The organism is Sphingobacterium sp. N143 (assembly GCF_030325625.1).
Classification (GTDB): Bacteria; Bacteroidota; Bacteroidia; order Sphingobacteriales; family Sphingobacteriaceae; genus Sphingobacterium.
On sequence record NZ_JACAIS010000009.1, the window covers coordinates 29,623 to 54,782 of the forward strand.

A 25,160-nucleotide genomic window follows, 5' to 3' on the forward strand; every position below is an offset into this window, starting at 1 on the left:
TTTTGTAATACTCCAGACCGAATAATTTGATGTCGGTAGAAATATCAATTACATGTCTCTGCAATTATTATTCGCCTATTTTACGGAAACCTCCAATCTGTCTCGCTTATACCTCATATCTGATGTTTTCAATAAAAGGGACGAATATTGGGTTACAAAAAACGTTTGGGAGTCGTTCCCAAACGTTTTTTACATATACATTAGAACTTAACGCATTACTGAATAACACAACTAAATTAAACTTAATATTCGACAGGTATATTTCCATCGTAATCTTCGAGAAGAGTAGTTCCAATTCCTATGCTTTCATCTCCGAATAAGACTCCTGATGCCTTTGTTATGAAATTAGGCTTAAATTCAACATCAGAGATTGTCACATACCTTATCCTTTGTCTGGGCACTGCATTGTTATATACACTAATATTAATGGTTGCTGTGGATCCCAATTTTAGTTCTGGAAAAACTATAACAGGAAATTTACTCCCTTCCTGTCCTCTATAACTAGAAAGGTCAAAATAATTCTCAAGCACCTCAGACGCTGGCGACAGATATTCCTCATTAAACAATGTCATGCTTGTTCCTTGATTTATATCTATTATCATTTCAGCAGCATCGTTTGGGATCTCATCAAGTATTTCTAACTCGAATAATGCATTTAGTCTTTTCAATTCAAAAGGTGAATATGTTGAATCATTTGCTACAACAAATTCCTGATATCCATATGAAAATAATTCCTCATTCAAATTCCCCAAATACACGTAAGGACTATCATAGTCGGGTGTATATAAAAGTGAATGATAAATACCATTTGATGATACATCAAGATATGGGTAATTTGAATATGCAACTATCCCGATTTTGTATTTTCCTTCGGACAGTTTAACATTCAGAGTACCAAAATCTGGATCAGCAGATGTTTGTGCATAGTTTCCCACCAATGTATTGTCTAATTTATAAACGAAAAAATTCATCTTTGAAATTGAATCTTCGACAGAATTTAGTCCTGCAGCTTTCGTTTTACTAGCAAATGGCTTTATTGAAGTTTTAAATCCTTTAGTAGAAAATTTTACTTTAAATTCCTTTTTATCCTTTGTAGAGGAATCGATTACATCTTGTTTGTTACATGCTATCAGCATAACACAAACTACAACGAAAATTATCTTTTTCATAGCTTAATAGTTTATATTGATAATGACATTTATTATTACAACATAAAACCACACTTTTTGTTTTCACATAAACAACAACAATAATATTGAATCATGCTCTTAGGCTTAACTCTGTTCTCTTGGGGCAATACACTGTAAGCACTATTTCATTATAAAGGACAAAAGGATTGTGTATTTAGTACAGTAAAATAACTGAACTACCAAAAAGACAAAGATACGATATTTCTCCTAATAACCTCTTTCTAGAAAAAAACGCTTTCCCATACATATAGCACCACTTAATTTTATATTAAAATTTTTTCATAAAGCTCTAGTTGCTTAGACCAAACGACTTCGTTTGAAAAATATTTCACTACTCGCTTCCTACCGTTTTCACCATATTTTTTTACTGTTGTCTTGTCATTATAGAGTCTTAATATTGCATTACTTAAATCTATTGCACTTCGCGGCATGACAAGAAGACCGGTATTCTCATCCTCGGTCGTATCCTTCAGACCGGGAATATCTGCCACAACAGTTGGAAGCCCCATACTTGCCGCTTCTATAACAACATTACCAAACCCCTCTCGATACGAATAAAGTACCAGAGCGTCTCCTAAAGCATAAACTGGACGGACATCTATCTGTTTTCCCAGATAATGGATCCTTGGGTGCTCTTCTATCATCCTATAATATTCCTCAGGAATTGGGTCTTGGCGCTCTATTGGACCTGCTATAATTAAATTGATGTGAGCATTAGCTGACAAACAGAACTTAAAAGCCTCCAATAATTCTACAAGCCCTTTATCTTTAGTTACCCTACCTACAAAAACCAAGTTAAAGGAATCTTTCGGAATTTTATACTCTTCCCGTAATACCCTCGCTTTCTGCTCAATTTCATCTGACGTTGTATAGTGCTGCACATTAATACCATTGCTACTCCCTTTACTCAATACGATACACTTTTTTTCAGAGGCAATTCCGATCTCAACTGCATGTGCTTTTAGACTAGGACTGATTGCGACGATTCTATTTGCAAGCGCACCTGTTATCCACTCTGTAGATCTAACAATCATTTTTTTGAATCCTCTTAGTGTATCGGATCGAACTCCTCGCAATGTAAAAATCAAAGGGATCTTCCAAAAGAAAATATGAGCCAGGCTAAATAGGAATCCCGTCTTGGGATTACCAGCATTAATGATATCTGGTTTCTCTTGTTTCACTAATTTGATTACTCTAATCAAATCTCTTATGTCTTTTAAGGGTGCAATTTCTCTTGCAAACGGGATTCGTATTACCCTAACTTGTTCGTTTTTTTCTAGTTCATCGATCTCTACTCCAGAACCTGAAACAATAACAACTTCATGTCCATGCCCCGATAGGTAGTTCCCCTGACCTTTAATGAAATTTGCGCAGAAAGAATCAGATATTGCTATTAGAATTTTCATTTTACTTTTGAAATCAAACTGGGCTTTTTTCCACCTATTGTTTTGGGAATTGCCTCTACATACTCAAATTCTATTACAACCTTACTCCCAATCAAATCCCTAAATCTGTCACCTATAAAAACTTCATCATCAACAGTAAATTGATCCGATTTCACTATCAGGACTTTAAAAACGTCGTATCCTTCTTGAATTATTTGACTTTCGATTACATTGGAAACCATTTTAAAAACCTGGTGACTAAATTGTGATATGCGCCGACCATCCTTTAATGTAATCCATTCAGATAAACGTCCGGTTAACTCCTGAATTACCGGCCAATGGAGACCGCATGTACAATTATCTGGTGAAAGAATCGCTGTGTCTCCGATCTTATATCTTAAAATGGGCCTAGATAGCTGTCTTAAACTTGTCATAATCATCTCAGCTTGCTCCCCCACCACTGCAGGTTCTCCTTGTTCATTTAAGAATTCAACAATACCAGACTCAGGAACCACATGATAGTTTCCCATTTTACATTCAGTAATTAATGGAATTCCTTCGGTTGAGCCATAATGATCTAAAACTTTACAAGAAAAAGCCAATTCCATTTCGCTCCTCATTTCATCGGTCAGCTTTTCTGAGCTAGGAAAAATAGCTTGTAACTTCAACTGCCCGGATTTGTTATTTTGGTTAACATGCCTCGCCAAATCATAGATAAACGAGGTATATCCAAAGATATACTTTGGGCGAAAGGAAATTATCTTATTCCAATACAAATGGAAAGTCTTGGGTCCTAGATGATGTACAGAAAGGTACAATGACTTCCCTAAAAAATCTGTACGCCAAAATTTCTTTTTCTCGTTAAGCGGAACCACCTGCTGCCCAGTCATATGTAAATTCCGATCACCATACTGAACACCATTCTGCTCAAAAAAACGAGCTAAAAAAGCAAAAGCCCATTGTGTAGATTCTCCATCAAATGGTGTTATTAAAGGTGCTCCAGTAGTCCCTCCAGTTTTTGCTGTATATACAATCTTTCGCTCTTTATTGATAAAACGACTGGGGTGTTGTCTAAGAATATCTTTTGTTAATACAGGAAGTTGCTTTAGAAAATCAAAATCGCGAACACTTTTAGGGTCAATATTATAATTATCAAAAAGCTGCTTATAATAACTCGTATTATCGTACGCCTCCCCAAATACTTTTTTAAATTGTTCCAGTTGCCAATTAAAAAGCTCTTCTTTAGAAAAATGTTGAGATTTTCGCAGAAAAGACAAGAACTCGTTATAGCGCCCTCCTTGCCTAAATTTTCTATATTTAAAAGCCTGTAACGTCAAAAATAAATCTTGAAGAACAGTGGGAGAATTATCATAAATTTTTTTTAACATAAATCAAAACTAATGTTGGGATAACGATCTATAAAACAAATGCCTTCTTTCTTTTAGAATTTCTTCAGAAAACTCTCTCGCCCTCTCTATGTTTTCGTGAGCTGCAGCATTAGCTAACTCTGGCATCTCTATCAATTCCTTAATTTTTGAAGCCAAATCGTAGGGACTATCCTTTATCACTAAATATTCGCTCTTTATTAATTCAGGGATCCCCCCAACATTCGTCCCAATTACAGGAAGGCTCCTTGCCATTGCCTCAACAATCACTCTCGGAAGACCTTCTGTTCTGGATGCAAGAATAAAAACATCCGCTTTATCTAGTTCCTCAATAACCTTTTCCTTATCACCTATATATCCTAAAAAGTCAACATATTCATTTATACCTAATTCTTTGGCTAGCCTTATCATTTCTCCCATATACTTACCGGCACCTATCCAAGTGAGCTTAACCCTATATTTTTCTTGGCACGAATTAACGAGCTGCAAACTCTTCAAAACAACATCTGGGGCCTTATACATTTGCTCCAAAGAGCCAATCGAAATTAAATTTATAACATTATTAAATGATTTTACTTCCCTTACCTCTTTCTTAAAATACTCTGCTTTTAAAATTACATTGGAGGCGAAAGTAGTAAACATTCCATTTCTAGGAGGATAGCGTTTTTGTAATGTTTTTTCCGTGACATATAAAGTAGAAGATGCATTTGAGACAACTCTCTTTAAATCGTAATAATATTTATATTTAAAAAATAACCGCAAAGGATGATTTACCGCTCCTTTTGAGAAAACATCATATGGATCTCCAACCACTTCAACACCATATTCCTTTCCATTATTTTTCAAATATTTCGACGCAAGTGTTCCAATCTGCCCTGGAACTCTCATTAAAAAAGCCCCTTTTAACCTTGTACTTTCCTTTATTTTCTTCAAAATATTCCTTCTGTTCTTTAGGAAATCTAGTGGTCCTAAAAAATAGGGTAATTCAAAAAATGAGACTTTCTCTCCATTAGCAAGATTTCCATCATGACCAATATAGCCAGGCACATGCTTCACTCTAGCTACTATTATTATACTATCAAACACTTCTAAGTATCTCTCCCATAACGAAAGTTTCATAACTCCTTCTAAATTATAGACATTACCGCTATCATCACGGATATATCTAGCTTCTACATAGAAAATTAAGTTCATATCTATTTTTCTCAATTTGGACTTTGGCTATTAAACTAATCTTTCTACGAAATTAACATTAAATAAAAGTCCTCAAATCTTTTTTCGGCATCGAACGCCTGTCCAGCCCAATTACTCAAAGCATTTCTTCTCTCCATATTAAATCCTCCATGGATAATTCCTGTCAGTCGATCAACAAACCCATCCACATCGGTTGGACTTATTAAATAATCTTTAAAATCCAATGGTGTAATCTCACGAATTGGAGGTATATCCGATGCAACAAATGGAATTCCTTTAGACCATGCCTCAATCAGTGAATTAGGCTGGCCTTCTGTAACAGATGGGAAGCAATAAGCATCACAAGTATTTAGAAATTTAGAAATATCCTCACGATTTTCAAATAAAAGGATATTATCATAAAGCCCTAATTCTGAAACCCGGTGTTCTAGATTATCCTTGACTCCTTTTCCACACAGTATGAACTTGACGTTTGGAAATTTATAGATTAAAACCCTTGCAACATCAATAATCAATTGATGATTTTTTGCGGGATTAAACCTTCCGGTATGACCAATTACAAATGTTTCTTGCGAAATTTTAAGCTCTTCCCGGAGATCATCTTTAACACCCAAAAAGCTACAGACATCCAAACCATTGTAGATTACTCTAAAACGAGAATCAAGAATGGTCTTAGAGAAAAAGAAATCAAAAGCAAACTTAGAGTTTGCTAAAATATGTGTGGCATTTTTCGAGACAAGTTTATTATAATAGTTATTAATCTGAAGACGCCAGAAAGTTTCTCTAAAACGATTTGATGATGATCTATAAAATGCTATCCTATTTTTGACTCCTATATCTCTAGCTACTTTCAGAACGGGAGCGGAGAAATTCCCTGTAAAATCACAAACTGTATATTCTTTATACTGTTTAAGCCAAAACCTAAGATTGATATAATGATGTAGATGAAAGTTGCCAATATGTTTCTTTACAACATCAACATTCTGGAATTCTTCAAAATATCTCTCCAATACACCTCCCCTTCCTCCTTTACAAAACACAATGATGTGTTCAAAAGCACAAGCATATTTCCTCAAAAATCGTAGTAGATAGTTCTCTAATCCTCCACTATCTAAATTAGTAACAAAAAACACAACTTTATTTGACATCACTTTGTAATCCTATAATGCTCCTACTTAAAATTATTCGTTTATTATTGTTGGATTTTGTTATATTATTTTTAACTGTTAGCTTGGAAAACTTCCCTTGTTTTGCAGTTAAAACCATCATGGGCTCTGCTCTAGACGAAACATTATTATTTTCTATTGTGATATTATTTATATTTTTAGTATTAGGTGTTACAATAATACCTCGATAAACTTCATCAATATAGTTCTCATTTATAAATACATCATAAACAGACTGATCCAAGCAAATAGCTCCTCCATAGTTCTTTCCCACAAACGCCTTTGTTATTCTATTTCCTTTAATCCTCACATTTCTTGCATGCAGAACGCCTATGCCAGAAGAATACAAAAACCTAGAGTTTTCAATATTTGGATTTGTTATTTTTTCAATTTTATTATCTAATATTTGAACATTTTCACATTCATAACCAAGAGTATTACCGTGTACCATAATTGGGCTAACTCTAACATTTTTATTTTCTTTATGTCTCGAAGGAAGCCCTAGATTGGTTAGTATATTACCCTTAATAATGATATCACTTGCTCCTTTATCAACATCAATATTATTAATCGATTTTCCGGAAATATAATTACGTTCAACAGTAATACCTACAGTTGCAGGGCCAGCCATTTCCAAGGTGTTCCAATCATATTCGCCATAGAATTTATTATCGGCGATGACAGCATTACTTATTTTATTATTAAGTGTACTCTTCTGTCTATCTTTTGTCCATAAAGTAACCAATCGTATCGCAAATGAATTAACAAACTCGTTGTTTGTAAACGTGTTTTTTAGTATACGAAGTCCGTTTACAGATCCTCTTTTATTCCTATATTTTTTCGGAATATAACTAAAATCCCCAGGTACCTCCTGAGCAGCGGCAAGAATAAAAGGAGAGCCGTGTCTCACTTTACTTTCCTTTCGCAATCCTAAATCTCTAAATATATTATTCTCTATCACAATTGACGATGAATTCAAAACTAATATAGAATAAGATGGCATCCCCTGAATACCTCTTTTTGCTTTATTGTCCACTATTAATCCAGAAAGGTATACATTAGAGACATCGACTATCTCAATTAATGGGAAATATTGATCATTATCTTTTTTCCATGTGGCACTGGGTTCCAATGTGGCACCATTCCCAAAAAGCTTAAACCCACTAGGAAGTTTTAAAGGCCTTCGTAATACATAAGTTTTTTTCTCTAACCGCAGCTCCCCTTTCGTTACAGCTCCATCAACAAGCTTCTGTAAATCAACATTACAGTAGCTAACAATGGGAGTTATAAAAAATAAGATAAAATAAAATAACCTCTTCATCATTTAAATATTATTCGTTTTTCTCCTTTAACCAAAAAAACAATATATAGCAATATCAATACCATAAATGCTACGGGATGCAACACAATCAGCAAAATTGCAATTAATATTGATAAAAGCTTAAAAAATGGATTGACACTTCTATTTTCATACCGAAAGATAATATAAAGTAACAGAGGTGCAGTAAATAGACCTAACCATCCAATATTAGAGATATGTTCCCCAAATATAGAGGTAGTAAACCCCCATCCATATGAATCATTCCCCCCATAATTCCCGAAAACACTGTTCGTAAAATAAACAGCATAGGGTTGTGGTTTATCAAACCATAATTCACGAGGAATATAAAAAGTCACGTTAAATAAAAAGGACGCCCAATCATACGGAAGTATATGCCGTTCTAATAATAGATCATTATAAATAGCAAATTTCACACCGTAATCTCTTGTAAAATCTAGTCTAAAACCATAATAATTATCAATCGCATTATCAGCAATATTCTTTCCATAACCAACTAAAAATAAAACAAACGAAACTAGAACAACTAATAACTGTCGAAGAATCGTCTTACTGGAAACTGCCTGAGAAATCAATAGAAAAACGAACTGTATAACAATGTAATTAGCGACAATACTTCTTTTTCCATGCAGCCAAAAACAACCTAGTAACACAAGGAACAAGAAAGGGAAAACAAATTGACGATCCCGATGGAATAATTTCTTATCCAACAAGATTCCTGTTATTAGAAAACTAATAAGAATAACATCAAATAAAACTAACTTGGAAATAAGTGAATGAGAATCAGGCACGGATTCCTCTTGTCCAATTCTGTTATACACACTATAGTATGACAAATCACCATATATTAATGTTACTATAAAAGGAAAAATTAAAAGAAGAAATAGTAAAGTAAAATATTTTTTATATATGTTCAAAAATGACATCGCTATCTTTTCTACATTGTCTTTATAAAATTTTATAGAATTTGACCTAAGCCTCTTACTATGCCAAACAAAAAAAACTAGCAGAAGTGATATATAAAAATTATAGATTATAGAGGTAGCATTATCCTGAATAGCTTCATTAATATGACGATAAAACAGTCTAAACCCTAGCCCGGTAATCAAATCGGTAAATACAGGAGCAACATAGAACAATATAAACACAGGTATAAAAAAACTATACCCATTGGTGCTATTCATTATAAAAGACCTAATCACATACCCCACACAGTAGACAGTGGTTAGTAAAAGAAAGAAAAAAGATATAACATTTAACATCACCTAATCTTACTGTATAAATAACGTCCTTTATATTTAAAATCCTCCTTCATACTCACAAAAGAACTACTGTGATAATCGGGGAGCTCAATCTTTACGTCGAATTTATTAATAAATTCTAAGATCTGCTTAACATATAATAGTTTTTCTTCGAAAACTAATTTTCCAGAAATAGGCAAGCTTCTGATATTGTGAATTAATTTTTGTATGGATCGAACATCAAATAATAAGGAAGCACTAGACTTATTTCGTTCTATCGTTTCTGTAATAGAATCTAAAAAATGTTCTCGAATCATTCGCCCATAATCATGATGACTTTTTCTGTAAAGGTCGGGAGCACCTTCCTTTTCTGGATATCTTAACCCTGTTCTGGCCCATGGTATATCTAAAAGTTCAGGTGCAATACCCTCTAAAAGAACCTTATAAACTTCATCCGTTCTATTTTCTGGCACTAAGGACCACATATAACCAAAAACATTGGGAGATGAAAACATCTGATATAACGGAACCTTTTTATCAATTATGCTCATACACGCATTCAACATCCTCCTCATATAATGAATCTGCTGATCCTGTTCATATTGTTGATACATATATTTTTGAGGAAAAAGTGTATGGTAATCCTTTATATCTTGTTTAACTTCATTCATTACAAGTTCTCGAAAATCATCCCTTAATATTCCGCCAAAATTCTTTATTTTATTATCTACTCCACTTATATCTCTTACCTTTTTACCTGAAAATTCGGCCCTTCCTACACTATCACCAAAGCTTCCTGCTAACACACAATCCAAGTGTTGTTCTTTTGTAATTTCCGACATAGCGTGGAGATGAATAGGTGTAAATTCGCATCCATTTTGAATCGCAATTTGACAATTCTCAAGCATTTGCTTTTCGTCAACAACCACATGTTTCCATTCCCATCCGAACATTTTTGCGATAGAAGAAGAATAGATTACATCTCTACTTTTTTCATGCCCCCATGTATATGCATAAATTGATTTATCAGAAATTTCACCTTCATTAAGCAGGTTTTTCATAACCGCAGCCACGATTCTACTATCCATACCTCCAGTTAGTAAAATCCCGATATTTTGATAGGATTGTACATAACTTAAAAGCTCCTCTCTTAACAAAGTATAGAATTCTTTAACAATACTCTTTACATCTTGAGCCTTTTCTCCATGGTCCGGGACTTCAAAATAGTCCCAACCGTCAGAATTCTCATTTGGCCTTGCCATCCATGGGGATTTTCGCACCCCTCTAATAAGGGTTCTATCACCAAAACAATAACCTGTTGAAAAGACTTCAACCAAGGCACTAAAATCCAGCACTCGTTCTTCAATAGGTATATGGTTAATAACATCTTCAAAGGATGGTTCAATAATCATCCTTTTATCTTTAAAAAGATAGTATGGGTTATGAAATCCTAGATGGTTATAATGTTTAAATGAAATCATAAAAGTTTATTTTTTTTATCATTAAACTTGATGTATTTTACTAAAAGTCCACCCCCCATCATCCACCTTGATAAAGACAAATTTAATGCAGCCCCCAATATCCCGAAAGAATGAATCAAAGGGAATGCCAATAAAAATCCTAATATAGAAGCTCTAAGCGTATTGTTCATTACAAGTTTATCCTGTCTATGTATAATAAAATAATTAAGTCCAAAAATATTAGATAAGGCATATCCTAACAAACCAAAAACTAATGTTAATAAAACAACAAAAGCATTGTCGAACGAGATATGTAAATAAGTAAAAATTAATGAATGAAATAATAAAAGCACCATACTCATTAATATTACAATAGTCAACATCAATCTCTTATACTTAGAGAAAGCATCACTTCTCCTATTTAGAAAAGGGAAGAATACCCGAGATAAGATTTCGATAGCAGTAACAGCCAAGTTTACGACGGTTAAAATAGCTTGATAAATACCAACCATCGTTTTGCTTCCCATTAACCCCAAAAGAAAGACACTTGTGTTATTATATAAAGTGGGAACAAACTGATTTATAAATAAAGGGAAATTATTTTTGATTGTTCCCCAAATAATTCTAACCGACAATAATTTAAACTTTAGCTTATATTTATAAGTTAACATATATTGTCCCACAACACCAGCTCCTATTAGCCCAGAAGCCTGTAAAAGAGGATATTTCCAATAATCTTCTTCAGAACGAATAAATATGAAAATACATAATGCAAAAAAAATCTTAATACCCAAGTTTAAGTAGGTAATATATCTCATTTTTTCAATTCCCTGAAAAAACCATTCAGGAAAAATAGTATACCCAATTAACATCAAACTACTGAAAAAATACACCAATTTCTGATCGAAAAATGGTGGATATGCAAAAACAATTATTGATATTAAAAGTAATGACAGTAAAAGAAAAATCCCTTTTATTGTCATTACTTTACTGTATATAAGATCTAATTTTTTAGGACTATTCTTGAAAATTGCAACATCCCTAACTGCCGTCACCCTGAAACTAAAATCAGTCAGTGATTGAAAATATGCAATTAAAGAAGTTGCAAACACTACTATTCCATATTTTTCAAATCCTATAACTCTTAAAACATATGGCAATGTAATCAATGGCAAAACCATTCCGATTAATTGTAAAGCAGAAAGAGAAATAAAATTTTCCAATAAAGTCTTAAAATCTTTATTTCGTATTTTTTGCTTTAATTTTTGAAAAATACTCACAATATTAATTATAATCTATTATCAGACTTATCAGATAATATCCCTTTCACGTCATAAACCACTGCAGATTCTTTCTTAAGATCGTCAAGATGTATATCTAAAAATTCATTATGTGAAACTCCTAATACAACAGCATCAAACTTCGTCTTTGGTAATTCAACAACATTTTCGATTCCATACTCGTGCTTTACCTCTGCGGGATTAGCCCAAGGATCAAAAGTGGTTACATTAATGCCATAATCTTCTAATGCCGCTATGACATCAACAATCTTAGTATTACGTACATCTGGACAATTTTCCTTAAATGTTACACCTAACATTAATACCTCTGCGCCATTTACATTAATCCCCTTTTTGATCATAGTCTTAACAACCTGCGATGCCACATATTCTCCCATAGAATCATTCAAACGACGGCCTGCTAAAATAATCTCTGGATGATATCCATGCTCTTGTGCCTTCTGTGCTAAATAATAAGGATCTACACCAATACAATGACCGCCTACCAAACCTGGTTTGAATGGTAAGAAGTTCCATTTGGTACCAGCGGCTTCTAATACCGCATGCGTATCGATATCTAGAATATTAAAGATTTTTGCTAATTCATTGACAAAGGCAATATTGATATCACGTTGTGAATTTTCAATTACCTTAGCCGCTTCAGCTACTTTAATACAAGGAGCCAAATGTGTACCTGCTGTGATTACTTCTTTATAAACTGAATCAACCTCTTCTCCAATAGCAGGGGTAGAACCTGAAGTTACCTTTAATATTTTTTCTACAGTATGTTGTTTATCTCCTGGATTAATACGCTCTGGAGAATAACCTGCATAAAAATCTACATTGAACTTGAGCCCAGATATTTTTTCCAATACAGGAATACACTCTTCTTCAGTAACACCCGGATAAACTGTGGATTCATAAACAACAATATCTCCCTTTTTCAATACTTTACCAACTGTCTCGGAAGCTTTATACAATGGTGTTAGATCCGGTCGGTTATTTTTATCAACAGGAGTTGGAACAGTAACCACATAAAAATTTGCATCTTCAATATCAACCAATTGATTTGAACAATACAATCCATTCACACTTGTTTTAATTGGATTATCTTTAACAAGTACGGCTTGAAGAACATCGTCTTCAACTTCCAATGTTAAATCTTTACCTAAGCGCAATTCATCAATCCGCTTTTGATTAATATCAAAACCAACTACAGGAAACTTGGTCGCAAACAATCTTGCCAGTGGCAAACCTACATATCCCAATCCAATGACAGCTATTTTTTTCATTCTTAATTACTATTTTAAATTGATTAATTCTTTATTTTAAATTTTCCCAATACCATTTAACAGCTTCTTGCAATCCTTCTCGGATCACATGCGTAGGCTCATATCCAAGCAATCGACGTGCTTTGTCAACAGACGCCAAAGAGTGTGGTATATCACCCTGTCTATTTGGGCCATGAATAACATTTACTTTAGCAATCTCAGCATCGTACTCTGTTAAAAATTCTTTAAGATAACCTACCAGTTGATTTAAGGTTGTACGATCACCCACAGCAGTATTATAAACAGTATTAATGGCCTCGTTATTATCCGTGGTCATGGCCCGTTCATTCATCTGAATGACATTGTCGATATATGTAAAATCACGCGAATAGTCTCCTGTTCCATTAATCACAGGACTTTCATAATTCATAAATTTCTTTACAAACAATGGGATAACAGCTGCATAAGCTCCATTTGGATCTTGCCGGCGACCAAATACATTGAAATAGCGAAGTCCAATAGTTTCTAAACCGTATGTTTTTGAAAAAATATCCGCATACAACTCATTAACATATTTGGTAATTGCATAAGGCGATAGGGGTTTACCAATGATATCTTCCACTTTAGGAAGGTTCTCAGAATCTCCATAGGTGGAAGATGAAGCTGCATAGATAAAACGTTTCACCCCTGCATCACGTGCGGCAACCAACATATTTAAAAACCCCGTCACATTTACTTCATTGGACGTTTGTGGATCTTTAATCGAACGCGGGACAGATCCTAACGCTGCCTGATGTAAAACATAATCAATCCCTACAACGGCCTTTTGACAGTCTTCGTTGTTACGAATATCACCCTCGATTAGCATAAAATTAGGATTATTACTATGCTGTTCGAGGTTATGGCGATGCCCTGTCGCAAAGTTGTCCAACACGACAACTTGGTGTCCTTGCCCCAAAAAGTGTTCTGTTAAATTGGAACCTATAAATCCGGCTCCGCCTGTAATTAATATTTTACTCATCTTATTGAAAGTAATTATATATTGGAATTATTTGTATATAAACTTATGTAATGTTGTTCTTCAGCAGGTTTTTCAAAAGAAAGAGTTACTTGCTTTCCCAATTTTTTTCCAACCTTGTCCGCTAACTGCAATAAATATGCCTGATTTAATTTTTCTCCTAAAATTAACACATCAATTTCTCCAGAATCAATTCCCTCCGCGTAATCACCAATTAGGCTAACTTCCTGAATATCTCCTGCTTTTTGTAAAACTTTATCTAAAATATCGTCAATTCCTAAGTATGCATGAATTAATTGCTGAAGTGGTTTAAATAGAGAATGATTTGTATTGGCTCGGTACAGGATTTTATTTTTTGCTGTACGCTTTTCTAAATACCCAGCCTCGGAGAGTTGGTTGAGTTCTTTCCGGATGGAATTAGTTGATTCCCGAAACTCATCGGCCAAGCCCCGCAGATGCCCTTGGTTGCTAGCAGACACAAAAAACTTAATCAACAGCTTGAGTCTAGTCTTGGAAGTAATCAATGAGTCCAGCATCGGTTTAGTATTTTAACGAGTAACAAAAGTACTCAAGCTGTCCTACATATGCAAATTAAGAAATTGTTATGATAACACTATAAATTTCCTCATAAAAGGAAAACCCATTAAAACACTCATTTACACGATAAAAAAGTTAAAAATTCACGTGGAACATCAAAAAATATAATACCATAAAAAGAATGTATTGTAACATCTACTTAAGATAGCTCTAATAGCAAATGTATTTTTTATAAGGAAAAGATTGAAAGTTGGTTTGAATAATGGAAGGAGCACAGCAACGCCGTGCTCCTAAAAACGCTTTAATCAATCAATTTGGATTGATGACGTTCGAGCGTATTGTATATTTTTTTGACGTCCTGCGATTTTTCTTTCTGCAGTACCAAAATCGCATCCTTGGTATAAACCAAAATACTATCCTTCAGCCCAACAAAGGCGGTATAGATATCCGTACCGATCACCATATTTCCATTTTCATCCACAGGGTGACCAGTTTGCTGCAAATAATCATACATAGATTCAAAAGAACCAAGATCAGACCATTGAAAGCTGGTTGCGACAACTCGGATTTTCTTGGAGCGTTCCATCACAGCATAATCAATAGAAATAGAAGGAATTTCTTTGGATAAAGCAAGATCTAACTCCCCCTCTTGACGGTGCTGCCAAGCCGCTAAAGCTGTTGCATAAACTTTGGGCTCAAAGGTCTGCAACTCGGCCAGGAATGTATCGGCACGAAAACAGAACATGCCCGAATTCCAAAGAAAATTTCCCCGTTCAATAAAGTCTTCTGCGGTATCCTGGTTTGGTTTCTCCCGAAATGAAAGCACTTTATCCTCCTTATATTCGATATAACCATAACCGGTCTCCGGGCGAGTGGGCTGAATACCAAAAGTAACGATATAACCCTTATTGGCTTTCTCAATACCCGCCTGAATAGCCTCAGCATAAGCTTGCTCGCCAACAATAACATGATCGGATGGTGTCACAATCAAAATATCATCAGATTGGGCAGCAAAAGCGGCAAAAGCTATTGCCGCAGCAGTATTGCGCGGTGTTGCTTCCACAATATCAATATATTCAATTGAATTGTTTTCCATCACTTCGCGACTCAAACTATGATTATCGCGATTTCCAACTACAATAACCTGACCACACAAAGACTGATTGCGTTTAATCGTCATCTCAAACAACGATCCTTCTTTAAATAGAGAAAGATATTGTTTTGGGTAACTTTTGCGTGAAAGGGGCCACAAACGGCTTCCAACTCCCCCTGTCAATACAACATGGATAATATGACTCATAATGTTTTATTTTTTCCCGGCCTCCTTATCAGCGACAACCTTGCGTAAACCAGCACTTGAAAAACGATGCGTCCGTTTATTATAATAGATTTCAATATTTTCTTCCACACAATACGATCGACCTGTAAAATCAGTATCGCGATATTCTTCACCAATAATCCGCATCTGGATCGGTAAAGCCTTAATCATATCGATAAGATCCTGTTCAGTTTCGTAGGGAATAATCTCATCGACGTATCGACAGCCCTCTAACTGAATATAACGTTCAACTATCGTCTGTGTGGGTTTTGCCTTTTCCGGAAACACTTCAGAGGGATCTGTATTTAATCCAACAATAAGATAATCACAGTGCCTTTTTGCCTCCTCCAACATCATAATATGCCCAGCATGCAATAGATCAAATACACCAAAAGTAATTGCTATTTTCATATCTTCTATTTCTGATATTTTAAACTAGTCTCCTCATCTAAGTTCGCTTGTGCAACAATCTTACGCAAACCTGAACTCGAAAAGCGATGATCCCGATTATTAAAATAAAGGTCTATGCCATTCTCTTCGCAATAAACTCTACCCGTAAAATTTTTCTCTCGATATTCATCGCCCACAATACGCACATCGATTTTAAAGGAGCGAAGTATATCTTCTAGGTCCTGCTCGGTTGCATAGGGAACAATCTGATCGACATATTTACATCCTTTAAGTTGAATATAACGCTCGACAACTGTTTGTGTTGGTTTGTTTTTTTCGGGCCGATCCAATGTAGGATCGGTCTGCAAACCACAGATTAAGAAATCGCATTGACGCTTCGCATCCTCAAGCATTTTAATATGTCCTGCATGCAAGAGATCAAATGCACTAAACGTGATACCGATACGCATATGTTTTGCTGGAATATTTACCATAATCGCATTCTTAAACAATAAAAGAGACACTATTTAATAATTCAAAGATAATTTATAATGAGAACAATAAAAAACAATGTTTGGTTCAACAACAATTGAAGGTTGATGTCACGCCAAAGAAGCGACGTCAGCATGTCGAAGGTACAAATTGGCGCAGGCCCGTGCATCAGAGAGTGCCTCATGGTGATTCAATTCAATCCCCAGGACTTCACAACAGGCATTTAGCCGAGCAGGCTTAAAGCCTTTTGCCTGGTAAATACGAAAGGTACATTCCCATTTTTCATTTAACCCCAGACTATCGTAAGGCAGATGATAATAGTTCATGGTCTTGCGTAAGACCCCTCTGTCAAACAATTCATTATGCGCAACCATAGTCCGGTTCTGAATAAGGGGATGGATCTGTGGGAATAATTCTTTAAATGTAGGCGCATTAGCAGTATCCTTAGGTCGGATCCCATGGACACGCGTCGTCTGCCACATATACTGGTTTTGTGGAGGTTGGATCAGCGAGTAAAATTCATCGACAATAATCCCCTGCTCCACGACAACCAGGCCAATTGCACAGGCCGAGTTCTGATTGGCTGTTGCAGTTTCAAAATCTATTGCGGTAAAACTTAATCCTGACGGCATCTTAATTCTCCTAAAGTTGCGGTAAAATTAATACTTTTTTTAATTATCACCTATTCATGGGAAAACAAACATGCAAGTCCTCATTCACGGATTATACGCCAGTATGCAATAAATCTTCTCTTTTCTCTTTCTTAGGCATGTGGATAATTTTGACTTCTGGGACTAGATTTGTCTCTGAGATAAACTCTACTTTTCCGTCAAGTTCTACCATGGACATTTGGGCAAGCTCTCGGTGAATTGCATACTTTTCTGCTCCTTTAATGTCATAATTATGGAAGATATGTTGTTTTATTATCAAATAAAATCCACTCAACACCGATAATGTGGCTATAGCAAACCACCACTGCACGGAGGCATCAAATTGTACAATGTAAATAACTGATGCCCCAAGCACTAATTGGATCAAACCATATACAGTAGAAACGAACAGGCTGCTGTAGCCAACTTCATTGCTCAACATATGTAGCAGAAAGGTACGATGTGGCTCAAAAATATGATAACCTTGGTAAATACGACGCATGACAGACCAGCCGATTTCAATTCCGTACACCCCAAGGAAAAGGATATAGGTAAAATCGCCTGTTTTCAGAATCAATTTGCCCAACGCGAACAACAGCATAAACGACAGGACTGCTGGCCCCACATCGCCTGCGAAACAAGCGGCTTTTTTACGAAAATTAAAAAAACCAAAGACTAATACCCCAAGCATAGTATAAATTAAAAAGTCCTGTTCAATATAATTTATCTTCGTATTGACATAAGCTAAAAGTCCCGCCATAACTAATGTACAAAAAGCCGTCATCCCGTTGATCCCATCCATAAAATTGTATGCATTAATCACACCAACCGAAAATACAAGGGTTAAAGCCAAGTAGTACCAGGGGAAATTAAAAATACCAAACTCATAGCCCATTAACAAAACAGCCATCAGATGAATAATTAGCCTTGCAGATGGATTTACACCTCGAATATCATCCAGAAAAGAAACACAGGTCAATAAGCTAAGTCCAAAGAAAAACCATGGATACTCAAACCCGGAATAAACAAAATATATAATCGCTGCGATATAAAAAATAATTCCCGCTCCGCGGATAGTAATCTTAGTATGCGAAGATCGTTCATTAGGTTTATCAATTATATTAAACCTATTTGCAATTTTTAAGTAGAATACCTCTATAACAAAAAGGAATATAAGCGTAAAAATATAAATCATAAAATATAATTAGCTGGTCAAATAAAAGCTGGACAAATATAATAATATTAAGTTCTATTTAACAAACGTGAATCGTATTTTAAACGCTACAATTTAAAAAAAAATCTTTCGGGTGAATCTATACAAAGATAATTAATACTTCAAAAGTAAAATCACTCCTGAATTTTAAGCTAAGATTATTGGGAAAGCCCAAAGAAACCTCTGAATCGCCCATTTATGGCATTCAGAAATTTAGTTCGATTTTCAGTAAAAAAATATAAAACAAAACGTATGATCTGATACCCCATGGAACTTATAAAAATAATCAACAGGGTCAAATTTAAATTTTTTCGCATAATAGCCCCATAACCATATGCATATCCAAAAGCTTTCTTTTTGTCCATAGTCATCACATTCAGTTCAGGGTGCCATACCTGCGTATCTGGTGAATATACCACATTATTCTTCTGTTGAATGGCACGAATAGCATAATCTAACTCTTCTCCGCATGAAATTTTTGATCCCACGCCAAAATCTTCATTAAACTTCAACCGGATTTTGGTAAAGCAACTGATAGCTGAATAATTCAAGCTAAAATTAAACAAATTTAATTTCAGCTCAGATTTTGACCAGTTCCGCATAATGCCTTTATTTCTGTTTCGATCATATACACTGCCATACATCACATCCACATCTGGATTCTTTTCAAAAAAACGTAGCGCACTAGAAATCGTATCCGGATAAAACTTGCAATCATCGTCAGGAAAAGTTATTATTGTTCCTTGGGCCAATTCTATCCCTTTATTCTTTGCTTTGGAAAGCCCTTTCTCTGTGGTTTTATAATATACCAATTGTAATTTCCCCTCATATGCTATAATAAGAGGAGAAAGGTCAATTTTATCATTTTGATCAACGATAATAACCTCGAAAACAGCCCTATTGCAGTCTTGCAAAATGAGGCTTTCTAATAATAACTCAACCTCTTCATATCTTCCATATGTAGATACAACCAAACTAATCTGTAACTTCATTATCTTTTATTCTCTTCCAATCAATTTTATATGCTTCCACAACTAATAAATAGCCTTTCAATGTGATAATTGTCAGTAAACTTGTATAAAACTGCATAAATACCATAACCCAATCAAAGAAATAGATTAGATTGTAAAAAACTCCCAGCAATACAATAATAAATAATGGATATTTTTTAAACACTAAAATTAACCAATAGAATCCCAATAAATATAATATTGTTAACGGGATTGCAAAATACTGGTACTTCATGTACAAGTAAACTGGGAGTGTCAGATTAATAGACATGTAATTTTCCACAACAAATTCCTTTTCATACCCTAAGAAAAGATGTCGATAATAATTATTTGGCATGACATCAAACTCGAAAATTTGTCCGGGTAAAATTGCATCTATACTTAATTTCAATTGGTGCCACACGCTAAACTTGTCATAAAAAGTTTCCAACTCCAAATTATTATCAAAATAGTGAATTGGAAGCATAGATGATTCTAAAGTAGACATCCGGCCAAAAATCTGGTCCAGCAAAAAATCTATACTTATATCATATTCGGCATCCCGCATGCGAGTAGCAAGCACGAAAATGATCGGTGTGACAAGAATTCCGTACTTTAAGAAAACAAACAATTTTTTCTTATAGTCTTTAAATATCACAAAAGAAAAACCAATGAAAAAGACGAAAAATATACTTATAATTCCGCTTCGACTTCCAGATAATGTAACAGAAAGAACATAAAACACAACTGCCAATATAATGTTGGACTTTTTTTTCTGTGTAAAGAGCATCGCCAATAACAACGTAAACGGGTTAAAGAAAATGGAAAGGTAATTGACAAAGGTTCCATTTAACTCCCCGGTAACGGCAGCAGCAAATCCCCCTGTCGCATACACTATCCCTAGCTTAAGTAAAACAGAAAAATAGAATATGAATGTAACGGGCCTTCCTTCAATATTAGGTGCTATTATTTCATCTCGTTTGGGTAAGAACCATAAAATGAGAATGGAAATCACCAAGGGGGCAACAATGATCCATACAGCCTTTATCAAGGCATCCAGATCCTCAAAATCTGAATATATTGGCCTAAATCCATTATATAAATAATAGCCCCCAGGTAAAATAACGTGAAGTATTAAAAAATATGCAATAATGGCAATAATTGAATTTCTCACAGTTGAATATTACCCAAATAATTTATTAATCCACATCTCAATCGAATATCCTGTTGGTTTCACTTCAAATGGACTATTCATAAAATCCAAAATTTCTTCGGAAAACTCCCCCGAAGTTACAAAAATTTGATCTTTATTAAATATAATGTCCTGTTTGACATAGTAGTTATTAGTAAGCAATTTCTTACCGCTTTCAATGGTCTCAATAGTTCTTTGGGACATACCCGTCTGCGACGAGCTTCCCATGTCAAATATAATTTTTGACCTCCAAAACAATGCTAAGTAGTCCGCTCGACTCAGTGGAGAAAATTTAATTATACTTCTATCATAACGCTTTCCCTTAAACCAGTCTTTTACATAAGTGGTAAAAGGCATAATGAGGATAGCCTTTAGTTTGAGCTGATGTTTGTCTGCAAACGATTGTAGTTTACTCATAATATGATATCGCTCCGGTAAATAAGACACCAGAAAAAGGATATCATACTGATATTCATATTTATCATTTAAATAAATATCGCTTAAGTAAAAATTTGGTAGATAAACCAAATTCGGATATTTCGCAATATCTTCATAATCAAAAGAGAACACACGATCAAATTTATCAATCAAATGTGAAAATGGATTATTCTTTTCAGAATCCCATTGATGCATAATTTTAATTGCAGCAGGATACCGCTCCTTGAATAAATCTAGAAATTCCAACGACATCTTAAAGCCTTTTATTACAAACAAATAATCAAATTCAATATGATCAAATTTTCTACATATGGCCCGATAATGATTTGCTTGAAGTTTTTCGAGTTTATTGGGAAAGAAATTATTAACGATAGTAAATTTAAACGAGTAGTCACGCTCAGGTACAAAATACACGTTTGCTCCGAGGCGCTCCAATTCAGCTTTTATAATTTCATGATAATTATAAAAAATGGGTGCTATAAAAAGAATATTTTTGTTGTTTAAATCTATCTGCATAACATCTATAAATTAAGTACGCACCTGCTTAATAATCTGTTTCGCCCGGTTTCGTATAGTCTTCGATGTTGCATATTGCAAAATAAACGCAAGTGCGATCAATCCTCCTATCATTGCAGCAACAGTTAAAAGATTCGTCTTAGATTTCTCCATTGTCTGCAAGTACGGCAGCAAAGATAGTGAAGACACTAGAATGAAACTTACAGGAATCAACATAGGCTTAAAAATTGCCTTCAATGAAGTCGAAAAAGAGATTTTAAGGTATTTAAGCATGAAATAATAATAAGTTACCCCGGCGATAAGAAAAGCAACCAGCTTAAATACAGCAAATGATACAAGTCCCAAATAGTGAATCGACACACCTATTCCGATCCAAAAAACAAAGGGTAATAATGTGTTCACGAGGTACATTTTCTTTATCTGTTCAGTAGCCATTAGCAGAATTCCCGTGGGATAAGAAATAAAAGCAAGAAGATTACAAAGTACGAGATATTGAGCTATATGGATAGATTCTTCATATGCTGATCCCACCCAGGAAATAACCAAGGGGCCGGTCATCATGCATACAGCTAAAATCGGTAGTATAACAAGTGGAGCAAACAATGACGTTACCTGAAGGTAAAAAGTCCGTAACCCCTCTTCATCGTTTTTACCAATAAAGTAGTTAAATCTAGCATTAAATGGGGAAAAAAGAATGCCAAATATACTCCTACTAAAGCTAAGCAATGTTAGTCCAATTGCATAAATTGCAACGTCCTTGGCTCCAAAAATCTTACCAATAGCCACCGAGTCAAGCTCATAATACAATATCCAAGAAACCGTCATAAAAAGGCTCGTGAATGCCAAATTTTTGGTTTTTATGAATACGTTCCGATTAAATTTAAATGATTTAAATACGGCTATAAAATCATAGTTAAATTGTTTTTTTACAATATACATTGTAGTTAGAAGCGACAAGAAGGTAATAATCTGTGTAAATAGAAAATAACCAACAATATCATAATGTTCAACCCTAAAAAACCAAAATACTGCACAAATTTTAATGATACTAGCGAGCGTATTGGTACGTTGAACAATGTAATCCGCAAGGCGTATACCACAGATCATCTGCAACATACGCTGCAATAAGGTCAAAGGTGTCGATAGGGCCAATACCAGCAAAAGGGATGAAGCGGTCTTATAACTCGTCACATCATCCAAACCACTAATCAACAAATCAGGCTTTAAACTCAATAGTGCGAAACCAACGATAAATAAGAGCAGAAATAGAAACAATATGAAACCCGAAAACCCGATGACTTTAATTTCCTCAGATCTGTTATTTTGAGAAAAATATTCAGCTGCGTATTTCTGTCCCGCGTTAATAAAGCCCAGGTCTGCATAAGCCAAAAAAATTGAAGTGGAAATACAAATTGTATATACCCCGTATAGCTGTGGATTCGATGAAAGAAAGGGGACCACGACAAACATGGAAAGGAAGTTTAACACCATAGATATACTCTGCCATAGGTATATTTTAATGTAATTTATGGTATAGTTACTCCCCATAATATGCAGTTAATGTTTTTAAAAAAATCTCACTGGATCTGGTTTTCTCACTTTCAGTCGAAGTCAAATAATCATATAGGTATGCATCGTATATCAGCTCATCAACTTTATTGATCTTGATATCAGAAGCGGTGTAATTATCGATGTTGATCAAGGCACTTCCCAATTTGACTGAAAAATGTGAAATAAAATAGTCATACTGTGGCATTACCTTTTTAATTGCTTCAGTAGTCAAGGTAAGCACAGGTTTTTTATTTAAAACAGCAAAACTTTGGGATGTCGAAATATGAGCCAAAACAAACTCACAATCACGTGTTAATTGGCTTGTTTTACCAAACACAATTTTGCGACCATTAAACGGATTCTTTGATCTATACATCTCTGCCTTTGGATGCGCTGCAATAACAATAGAAAGCTGGAATTTTTCTTCAATAACATCGAAAAATCTATTTATTGATTCATAATATGGATCTGCATCAACGCTTTTTATTCCCAATAGTTTAAAATCGGGATGAAGAGGCAGATATTCGTCTAAAAATAAACAAAACTTTCCTTCGACCACTGACGCTCCAGTAAGATTTTCTAATGCCGTATCATAATCATGTGAGTTTATTGGTACATTCCTGGACTGCTGTTTCTCCACATCAGCAGCTATTCCAACAGTTAGATAACCAAAGTTGCCGGCAGAGAATACAATATCATAAGGTTTTATATAACCTATCTTCTTTAGCAATCCTGCGTATTTATTCTTTACAAATCCAGCGAGGGTAACTGGGTTCAAACTCCTTAAAATTTTTTCTTTTAATGTACTCTCTCGATTCGAGACAGGCAACGCTCCACGTGCAAAAAAAGAGATCATACAATCATATTTGGTCAACAGCCGGAATAGATCAATGACACGGTATTCATAGGTAATATGCAGCACAAAAAAACATTCTTTGACTTTGCAACCTGCTAATTTATGACCTAACTCCCTTCTATTTTCAATTTTTACCACTCTTCCATCAACCAGACGGTCCGGAAGTATATTCGGAAAATAGATTCCACTAAGATCCCAGTACTCCACCTCAAAACCATGATGATTGAGTGTCGCAAAATAAAAATCTTTCACGACTTTCTCTGTCAATGGTTGATATCCAATTACAATTACTTTTTTAATCATCCCCATCAAAAATCTACATCGTATTACTTAAGATTAGATAGCAGTCCATCCACCATCCACCATCAAGTTATGCCCCGTGATAAAAGAAGCATCATCGGACAATAGGAAGCTAATGGCAGGGGCGATCTCCTCAGGCCGTCCCATCCTGCCCAATGGAGATTTTTCGCTATATCTCTTAATGAACGTAGGGTGCTGATTTTTTTCATCAATAATTCCCCCAGGAGAAACGCAGTTTACACGTATGTTATACTTTCCATAATATGAGGCCAAATACCTAGAAAAATTGATCACCCCTCCCTTGATTGCTGCATAAGCAGCAGGTGAAGTTCCTCCATATTCTTCATAAAGCGAAAAATCATTCCCAACAACACCATAAATAGACGCTATATTTACGATTGCGCCTGACTGCTGTCGCTTCATAAGCTCTAATACTTGTTGGCAGATATAAAATACAGAATTGAGTTGCATGTCGACATTGTCTTGCCAGGACTCGAAAGGAATATGCTCAAATCTTGTCCCCCAATCGGAAGTTCGTGGATAGGCCAAATTGACTAATCCATCAATCTTACCATATTTATTTACCGCAAAGTCCACCAAGCGGTCTATCTCTTGCTTTTGCGCCACATTGCATTGAAAAAAGTCAAACGTACTTTCCTCATTAGCTCGTTGAACAATATCAACGCCTAGGACAACGGCACCTTTTTGAACCAAATCAGCAACTGTCAACGAACCAATTAAACCTGAAGCGCCAGTCACAATAACGACTTTATCCTTTAATGCACTCAT

23 protein-coding genes are annotated in these 25,160 nt (G+C 35.0%); all 23 read right to left on the reverse strand.

The window, feature by feature from the left end:
• Nucleotides 1-242: 242 nt before the first annotated feature.
• The 23 genes from HX021_RS16695 to HX021_RS16805 all read right to left on the reverse strand — a co-directional run bounded on the left by HX021_RS16695 (nucleotide 243) and on the right by HX021_RS16805 (nucleotide 25,160).
• Nucleotides 243-1,169, reverse strand: a complete 927-nt coding sequence (locus HX021_RS16695; RefSeq protein WP_286591638.1) for a hypothetical protein — start codon at nucleotides 1,167-1,169, stop codon at nucleotides 243-245.
• Between the two features lie 284 nt (nucleotides 1,170-1,453).
• Nucleotides 1,454-2,596 carry a glycosyltransferase family 4 protein gene (locus HX021_RS16700; protein WP_286591639.1) on the reverse strand — a complete coding sequence of 381 codons (1,143 nt, stop codon included), beginning with the start codon at nucleotides 2,594-2,596 and terminating at the stop codon, nucleotides 1,454-1,456.
• Nucleotides 2,593-3,963 (reverse strand): phenylacetate--CoA ligase family protein, encoded by a 1,371-nt coding sequence (locus HX021_RS16705; RefSeq protein WP_286591640.1) that lies wholly within the window; start codon nucleotides 3,961-3,963, stop codon nucleotides 2,593-2,595. Before HX021_RS16705 ends, HX021_RS16700 begins: the two co-directional genes overlap by 4 nt.
• 9 nt (nucleotides 3,964-3,972) lie before the next feature.
• Nucleotides 3,973-5,154, reverse strand: a complete 1,182-nt coding sequence (locus HX021_RS16710) for a glycosyltransferase family 4 protein (RefSeq protein WP_286591641.1) — start codon at nucleotides 5,152-5,154, stop codon at nucleotides 3,973-3,975.
• 44 nt (nucleotides 5,155-5,198) lie between these two features.
• Nucleotides 5,199-6,302: a glycosyltransferase gene (locus HX021_RS16715; protein WP_286591642.1), complete on the reverse strand. Its 1,104-nt coding sequence runs from the start codon at nucleotides 6,300-6,302 to the stop codon at nucleotides 5,199-5,201.
• Nucleotides 6,292-7,644, reverse strand: coding sequence for a hypothetical protein (locus HX021_RS16720; RefSeq protein ID WP_286591644.1), 1,353 nt, complete (start codon nucleotides 7,642-7,644; stop codon nucleotides 6,292-6,294). The genes HX021_RS16715 and HX021_RS16720 overlap by 11 nt, the downstream gene beginning before the upstream one ends.
• A complete protein-coding gene (locus HX021_RS16725) occupies nucleotides 7,641-8,843 on the reverse strand; it encodes a hypothetical protein (RefSeq protein ID WP_286591645.1) in 1,203 nt (400 codons plus the stop codon). The genes HX021_RS16720 and HX021_RS16725 overlap by 4 nt, the downstream gene beginning before the upstream one ends.
• A 77-nt stretch (nucleotides 8,844-8,920) precedes the next feature.
• Complete coding sequence (locus HX021_RS16730) at nucleotides 8,921-10,381, reverse strand: asparagine synthase-related protein (RefSeq protein ID WP_286591646.1); 1,461 nt, start codon at nucleotides 10,379-10,381, stop codon at nucleotides 8,921-8,923.
• Nucleotides 10,378-11,640: an oligosaccharide flippase family protein gene (locus tag HX021_RS16735; RefSeq protein ID WP_286591647.1), complete on the reverse strand. Its 1,263-nt coding sequence runs from the start codon at nucleotides 11,638-11,640 to the stop codon at nucleotides 10,378-10,380. The genes HX021_RS16730 and HX021_RS16735 overlap by 4 nt, the downstream gene beginning before the upstream one ends.
• An 8-nt stretch (nucleotides 11,641-11,648) precedes the next feature.
• Complete coding sequence (locus tag HX021_RS16740; RefSeq protein ID WP_286591648.1) at nucleotides 11,649-12,932, reverse strand: nucleotide sugar dehydrogenase; 1,284 nt, start codon at nucleotides 12,930-12,932, stop codon at nucleotides 11,649-11,651.
• 31 nt (nucleotides 12,933-12,963) lie between these two features.
• Nucleotides 12,964-13,932 (reverse strand): SDR family oxidoreductase, encoded by a 969-nt coding sequence (locus tag HX021_RS16745; protein WP_286591649.1) that lies wholly within the window; start codon nucleotides 13,930-13,932, stop codon nucleotides 12,964-12,966.
• A gap of 14 nt (nucleotides 13,933-13,946) precedes the next feature.
• Nucleotides 13,947-14,465, reverse strand: coding sequence for a helix-turn-helix domain-containing protein (locus HX021_RS16750; protein ID WP_286591650.1), 519 nt, complete (start codon nucleotides 14,463-14,465; stop codon nucleotides 13,947-13,949).
• A gap of 302 nt (nucleotides 14,466-14,767) precedes the next feature.
• Nucleotides 14,768-15,766, reverse strand: a complete 999-nt coding sequence (locus HX021_RS16755; protein WP_286591652.1) for a mannose-1-phosphate guanylyltransferase — start codon at nucleotides 15,764-15,766, stop codon at nucleotides 14,768-14,770.
• Nucleotides 15,767-15,772: 6 nt separating this feature from the next.
• A complete protein-coding gene (locus HX021_RS16760) occupies nucleotides 15,773-16,195 on the reverse strand; it encodes an adenylyltransferase/cytidyltransferase family protein (RefSeq protein ID WP_286591653.1) in 423 nt (140 codons plus the stop codon).
• 5 nt (nucleotides 16,196-16,200) lie between these two features.
• Nucleotides 16,201-16,668, reverse strand: coding sequence for an adenylyltransferase/cytidyltransferase family protein (locus tag HX021_RS16765; protein WP_286591655.1), 468 nt, complete (start codon nucleotides 16,666-16,668; stop codon nucleotides 16,201-16,203).
• A gap of 108 nt (nucleotides 16,669-16,776) precedes the next feature.
• Nucleotides 16,777-17,298, reverse strand: a complete 522-nt coding sequence (locus tag HX021_RS16770) for a 3'-5' exonuclease (protein WP_286591656.1) — start codon at nucleotides 17,296-17,298, stop codon at nucleotides 16,777-16,779.
• A gap of 91 nt (nucleotides 17,299-17,389) precedes the next feature.
• Nucleotides 17,390-18,511: an MraY family glycosyltransferase gene (locus tag HX021_RS16775; RefSeq protein WP_286591657.1), complete on the reverse strand. Its 1,122-nt coding sequence runs from the start codon at nucleotides 18,509-18,511 to the stop codon at nucleotides 17,390-17,392.
• A gap of 176 nt (nucleotides 18,512-18,687) precedes the next feature.
• Complete coding sequence (locus HX021_RS16780) at nucleotides 18,688-19,521, reverse strand: glycosyltransferase family 2 protein (RefSeq protein WP_286591658.1); 834 nt, start codon at nucleotides 19,519-19,521, stop codon at nucleotides 18,688-18,690.
• Nucleotides 19,505-20,692, reverse strand: a complete 1,188-nt coding sequence (locus HX021_RS16785; RefSeq protein ID WP_286591659.1) for a hypothetical protein — start codon at nucleotides 20,690-20,692, stop codon at nucleotides 19,505-19,507. The genes HX021_RS16780 and HX021_RS16785 overlap by 17 nt, the downstream gene beginning before the upstream one ends.
• Nucleotides 20,693-20,701: 9 nt before the next feature.
• A complete protein-coding gene (locus HX021_RS16790) occupies nucleotides 20,702-21,664 on the reverse strand; it encodes a WaaS/CpsH family glycosyltransferase (RefSeq protein WP_286591661.1) in 963 nt (320 codons plus the stop codon).
• A 12-nt stretch (nucleotides 21,665-21,676) separates the two neighbouring features.
• Nucleotides 21,677-23,212, reverse strand: a complete 1,536-nt coding sequence (locus HX021_RS16795; protein WP_286591662.1) for an MATE family efflux transporter — start codon at nucleotides 23,210-23,212, stop codon at nucleotides 21,677-21,679.
• Nucleotides 23,202-24,374, reverse strand: a complete 1,173-nt coding sequence (locus HX021_RS16800; protein WP_286591663.1) for a hypothetical protein — start codon at nucleotides 24,372-24,374, stop codon at nucleotides 23,202-23,204. Before HX021_RS16800 ends, HX021_RS16795 begins: the two co-directional genes overlap by 11 nt.
• 33 nt (nucleotides 24,375-24,407) lie before the next feature.
• On the reverse strand, nucleotides 24,408-25,160 hold the full coding sequence (locus HX021_RS16805; protein ID WP_286591664.1) for an SDR family oxidoreductase: 753 nt from the start codon (nucleotides 25,158-25,160) through the stop codon (nucleotides 24,408-24,410).

Excerpts from the sequence above, each read along its gene's own strand:
- HX021_RS16695 (WP_286591638.1), bottom strand. The coding sequence starts at position 1,169 with ATGAAAAAGATAATTTTCGTTGTAGTTTGTGTTATGCTGATAGCATGT.
- HX021_RS16700 (WP_286591639.1), bottom strand. The coding sequence starts at position 2,596 with ATGAAAATTCTAATAGCAATATCTGATTCTTTCTGCGCAAATTTCATT.
- HX021_RS16705 (WP_286591640.1), bottom strand. The coding sequence starts at position 3,963 with ATGTTAAAAAAAATTTATGATAATTCTCCCACTGTTCTTCAAGATTTA.
- HX021_RS16710 (WP_286591641.1), bottom strand. The coding sequence starts at position 5,154 with ATGAACTTAATTTTCTATGTAGAAGCTAGATATATCCGTGATGATAGC.
- HX021_RS16715 (WP_286591642.1), bottom strand. The coding sequence starts at position 6,302 with ATGTCAAATAAAGTTGTGTTTTTTGTTACTAATTTAGATAGTGGAGGA.
- HX021_RS16720 (WP_286591644.1), bottom strand. The coding sequence starts at position 7,644 with ATGATGAAGAGGTTATTTTATTTTATCTTATTTTTTATAACTCCCATT.
- HX021_RS16725 (WP_286591645.1), bottom strand. The coding sequence starts at position 8,843 with ATGAATAGCACCAATGGGTATAGTTTTTTTATACCTGTGTTTATATTG.
- HX021_RS16730 (WP_286591646.1), bottom strand. The coding sequence starts at position 10,381 with ATGATTTCATTTAAACATTATAACCATCTAGGATTTCATAACCCATAC.
- HX021_RS16740 (WP_286591648.1), bottom strand. The coding sequence starts at position 12,932 with ATGAAAAAAATAGCTGTCATTGGATTGGGATATGTAGGTTTGCCACTG.
- HX021_RS16745 (WP_286591649.1), bottom strand. The coding sequence starts at position 13,932 with ATGAGTAAAATATTAATTACAGGCGGAGCCGGATTTATAGGTTCCAAT.
- HX021_RS16750 (WP_286591650.1), bottom strand. The coding sequence starts at position 14,465 with ATGCTGGACTCATTGATTACTTCCAAGACTAGACTCAAGCTGTTGATT.
- HX021_RS16755 (WP_286591652.1), bottom strand. The coding sequence starts at position 15,766 with ATGAGTCATATTATCCATGTTGTATTGACAGGGGGAGTTGGAAGCCGT.
- HX021_RS16760 (WP_286591653.1), bottom strand. The coding sequence starts at position 16,195 with ATGAAAATAGCAATTACTTTTGGTGTATTTGATCTATTGCATGCTGGG.
- HX021_RS16765 (WP_286591655.1), bottom strand. The coding sequence starts at position 16,668 with ATGGTAAATATTCCAGCAAAACATATGCGTATCGGTATCACGTTTAGT.
- HX021_RS16770 (WP_286591656.1), bottom strand. The coding sequence starts at position 17,298 with ATGCCGTCAGGATTAAGTTTTACCGCAATAGATTTTGAAACTGCAACA.
- HX021_RS16775 (WP_286591657.1), bottom strand. The coding sequence starts at position 18,511 with ATGATTTATATTTTTACGCTTATATTCCTTTTTGTTATAGAGGTATTC.
- HX021_RS16780 (WP_286591658.1), bottom strand. The coding sequence starts at position 19,521 with ATGAAGTTACAGATTAGTTTGGTTGTATCTACATATGGAAGATATGAA.
- HX021_RS16790 (WP_286591661.1), bottom strand. The coding sequence starts at position 21,664 with ATGCAGATAGATTTAAACAACAAAAATATTCTTTTTATAGCACCCATT.
- HX021_RS16795 (WP_286591662.1), bottom strand. The coding sequence starts at position 23,212 with ATGGGGAGTAACTATACCATAAATTACATTAAAATATACCTATGGCAG.
- HX021_RS16800 (WP_286591663.1), bottom strand. The coding sequence starts at position 24,374 with ATGATTAAAAAAGTAATTGTAATTGGATATCAACCATTGACAGAGAAA.
- HX021_RS16805 (WP_286591664.1), bottom strand. The coding sequence starts at position 25,160 with ATGAGTGCATTAAAGGATAAAGTCGTTATTGTGACTGGCGCTTCAGGT.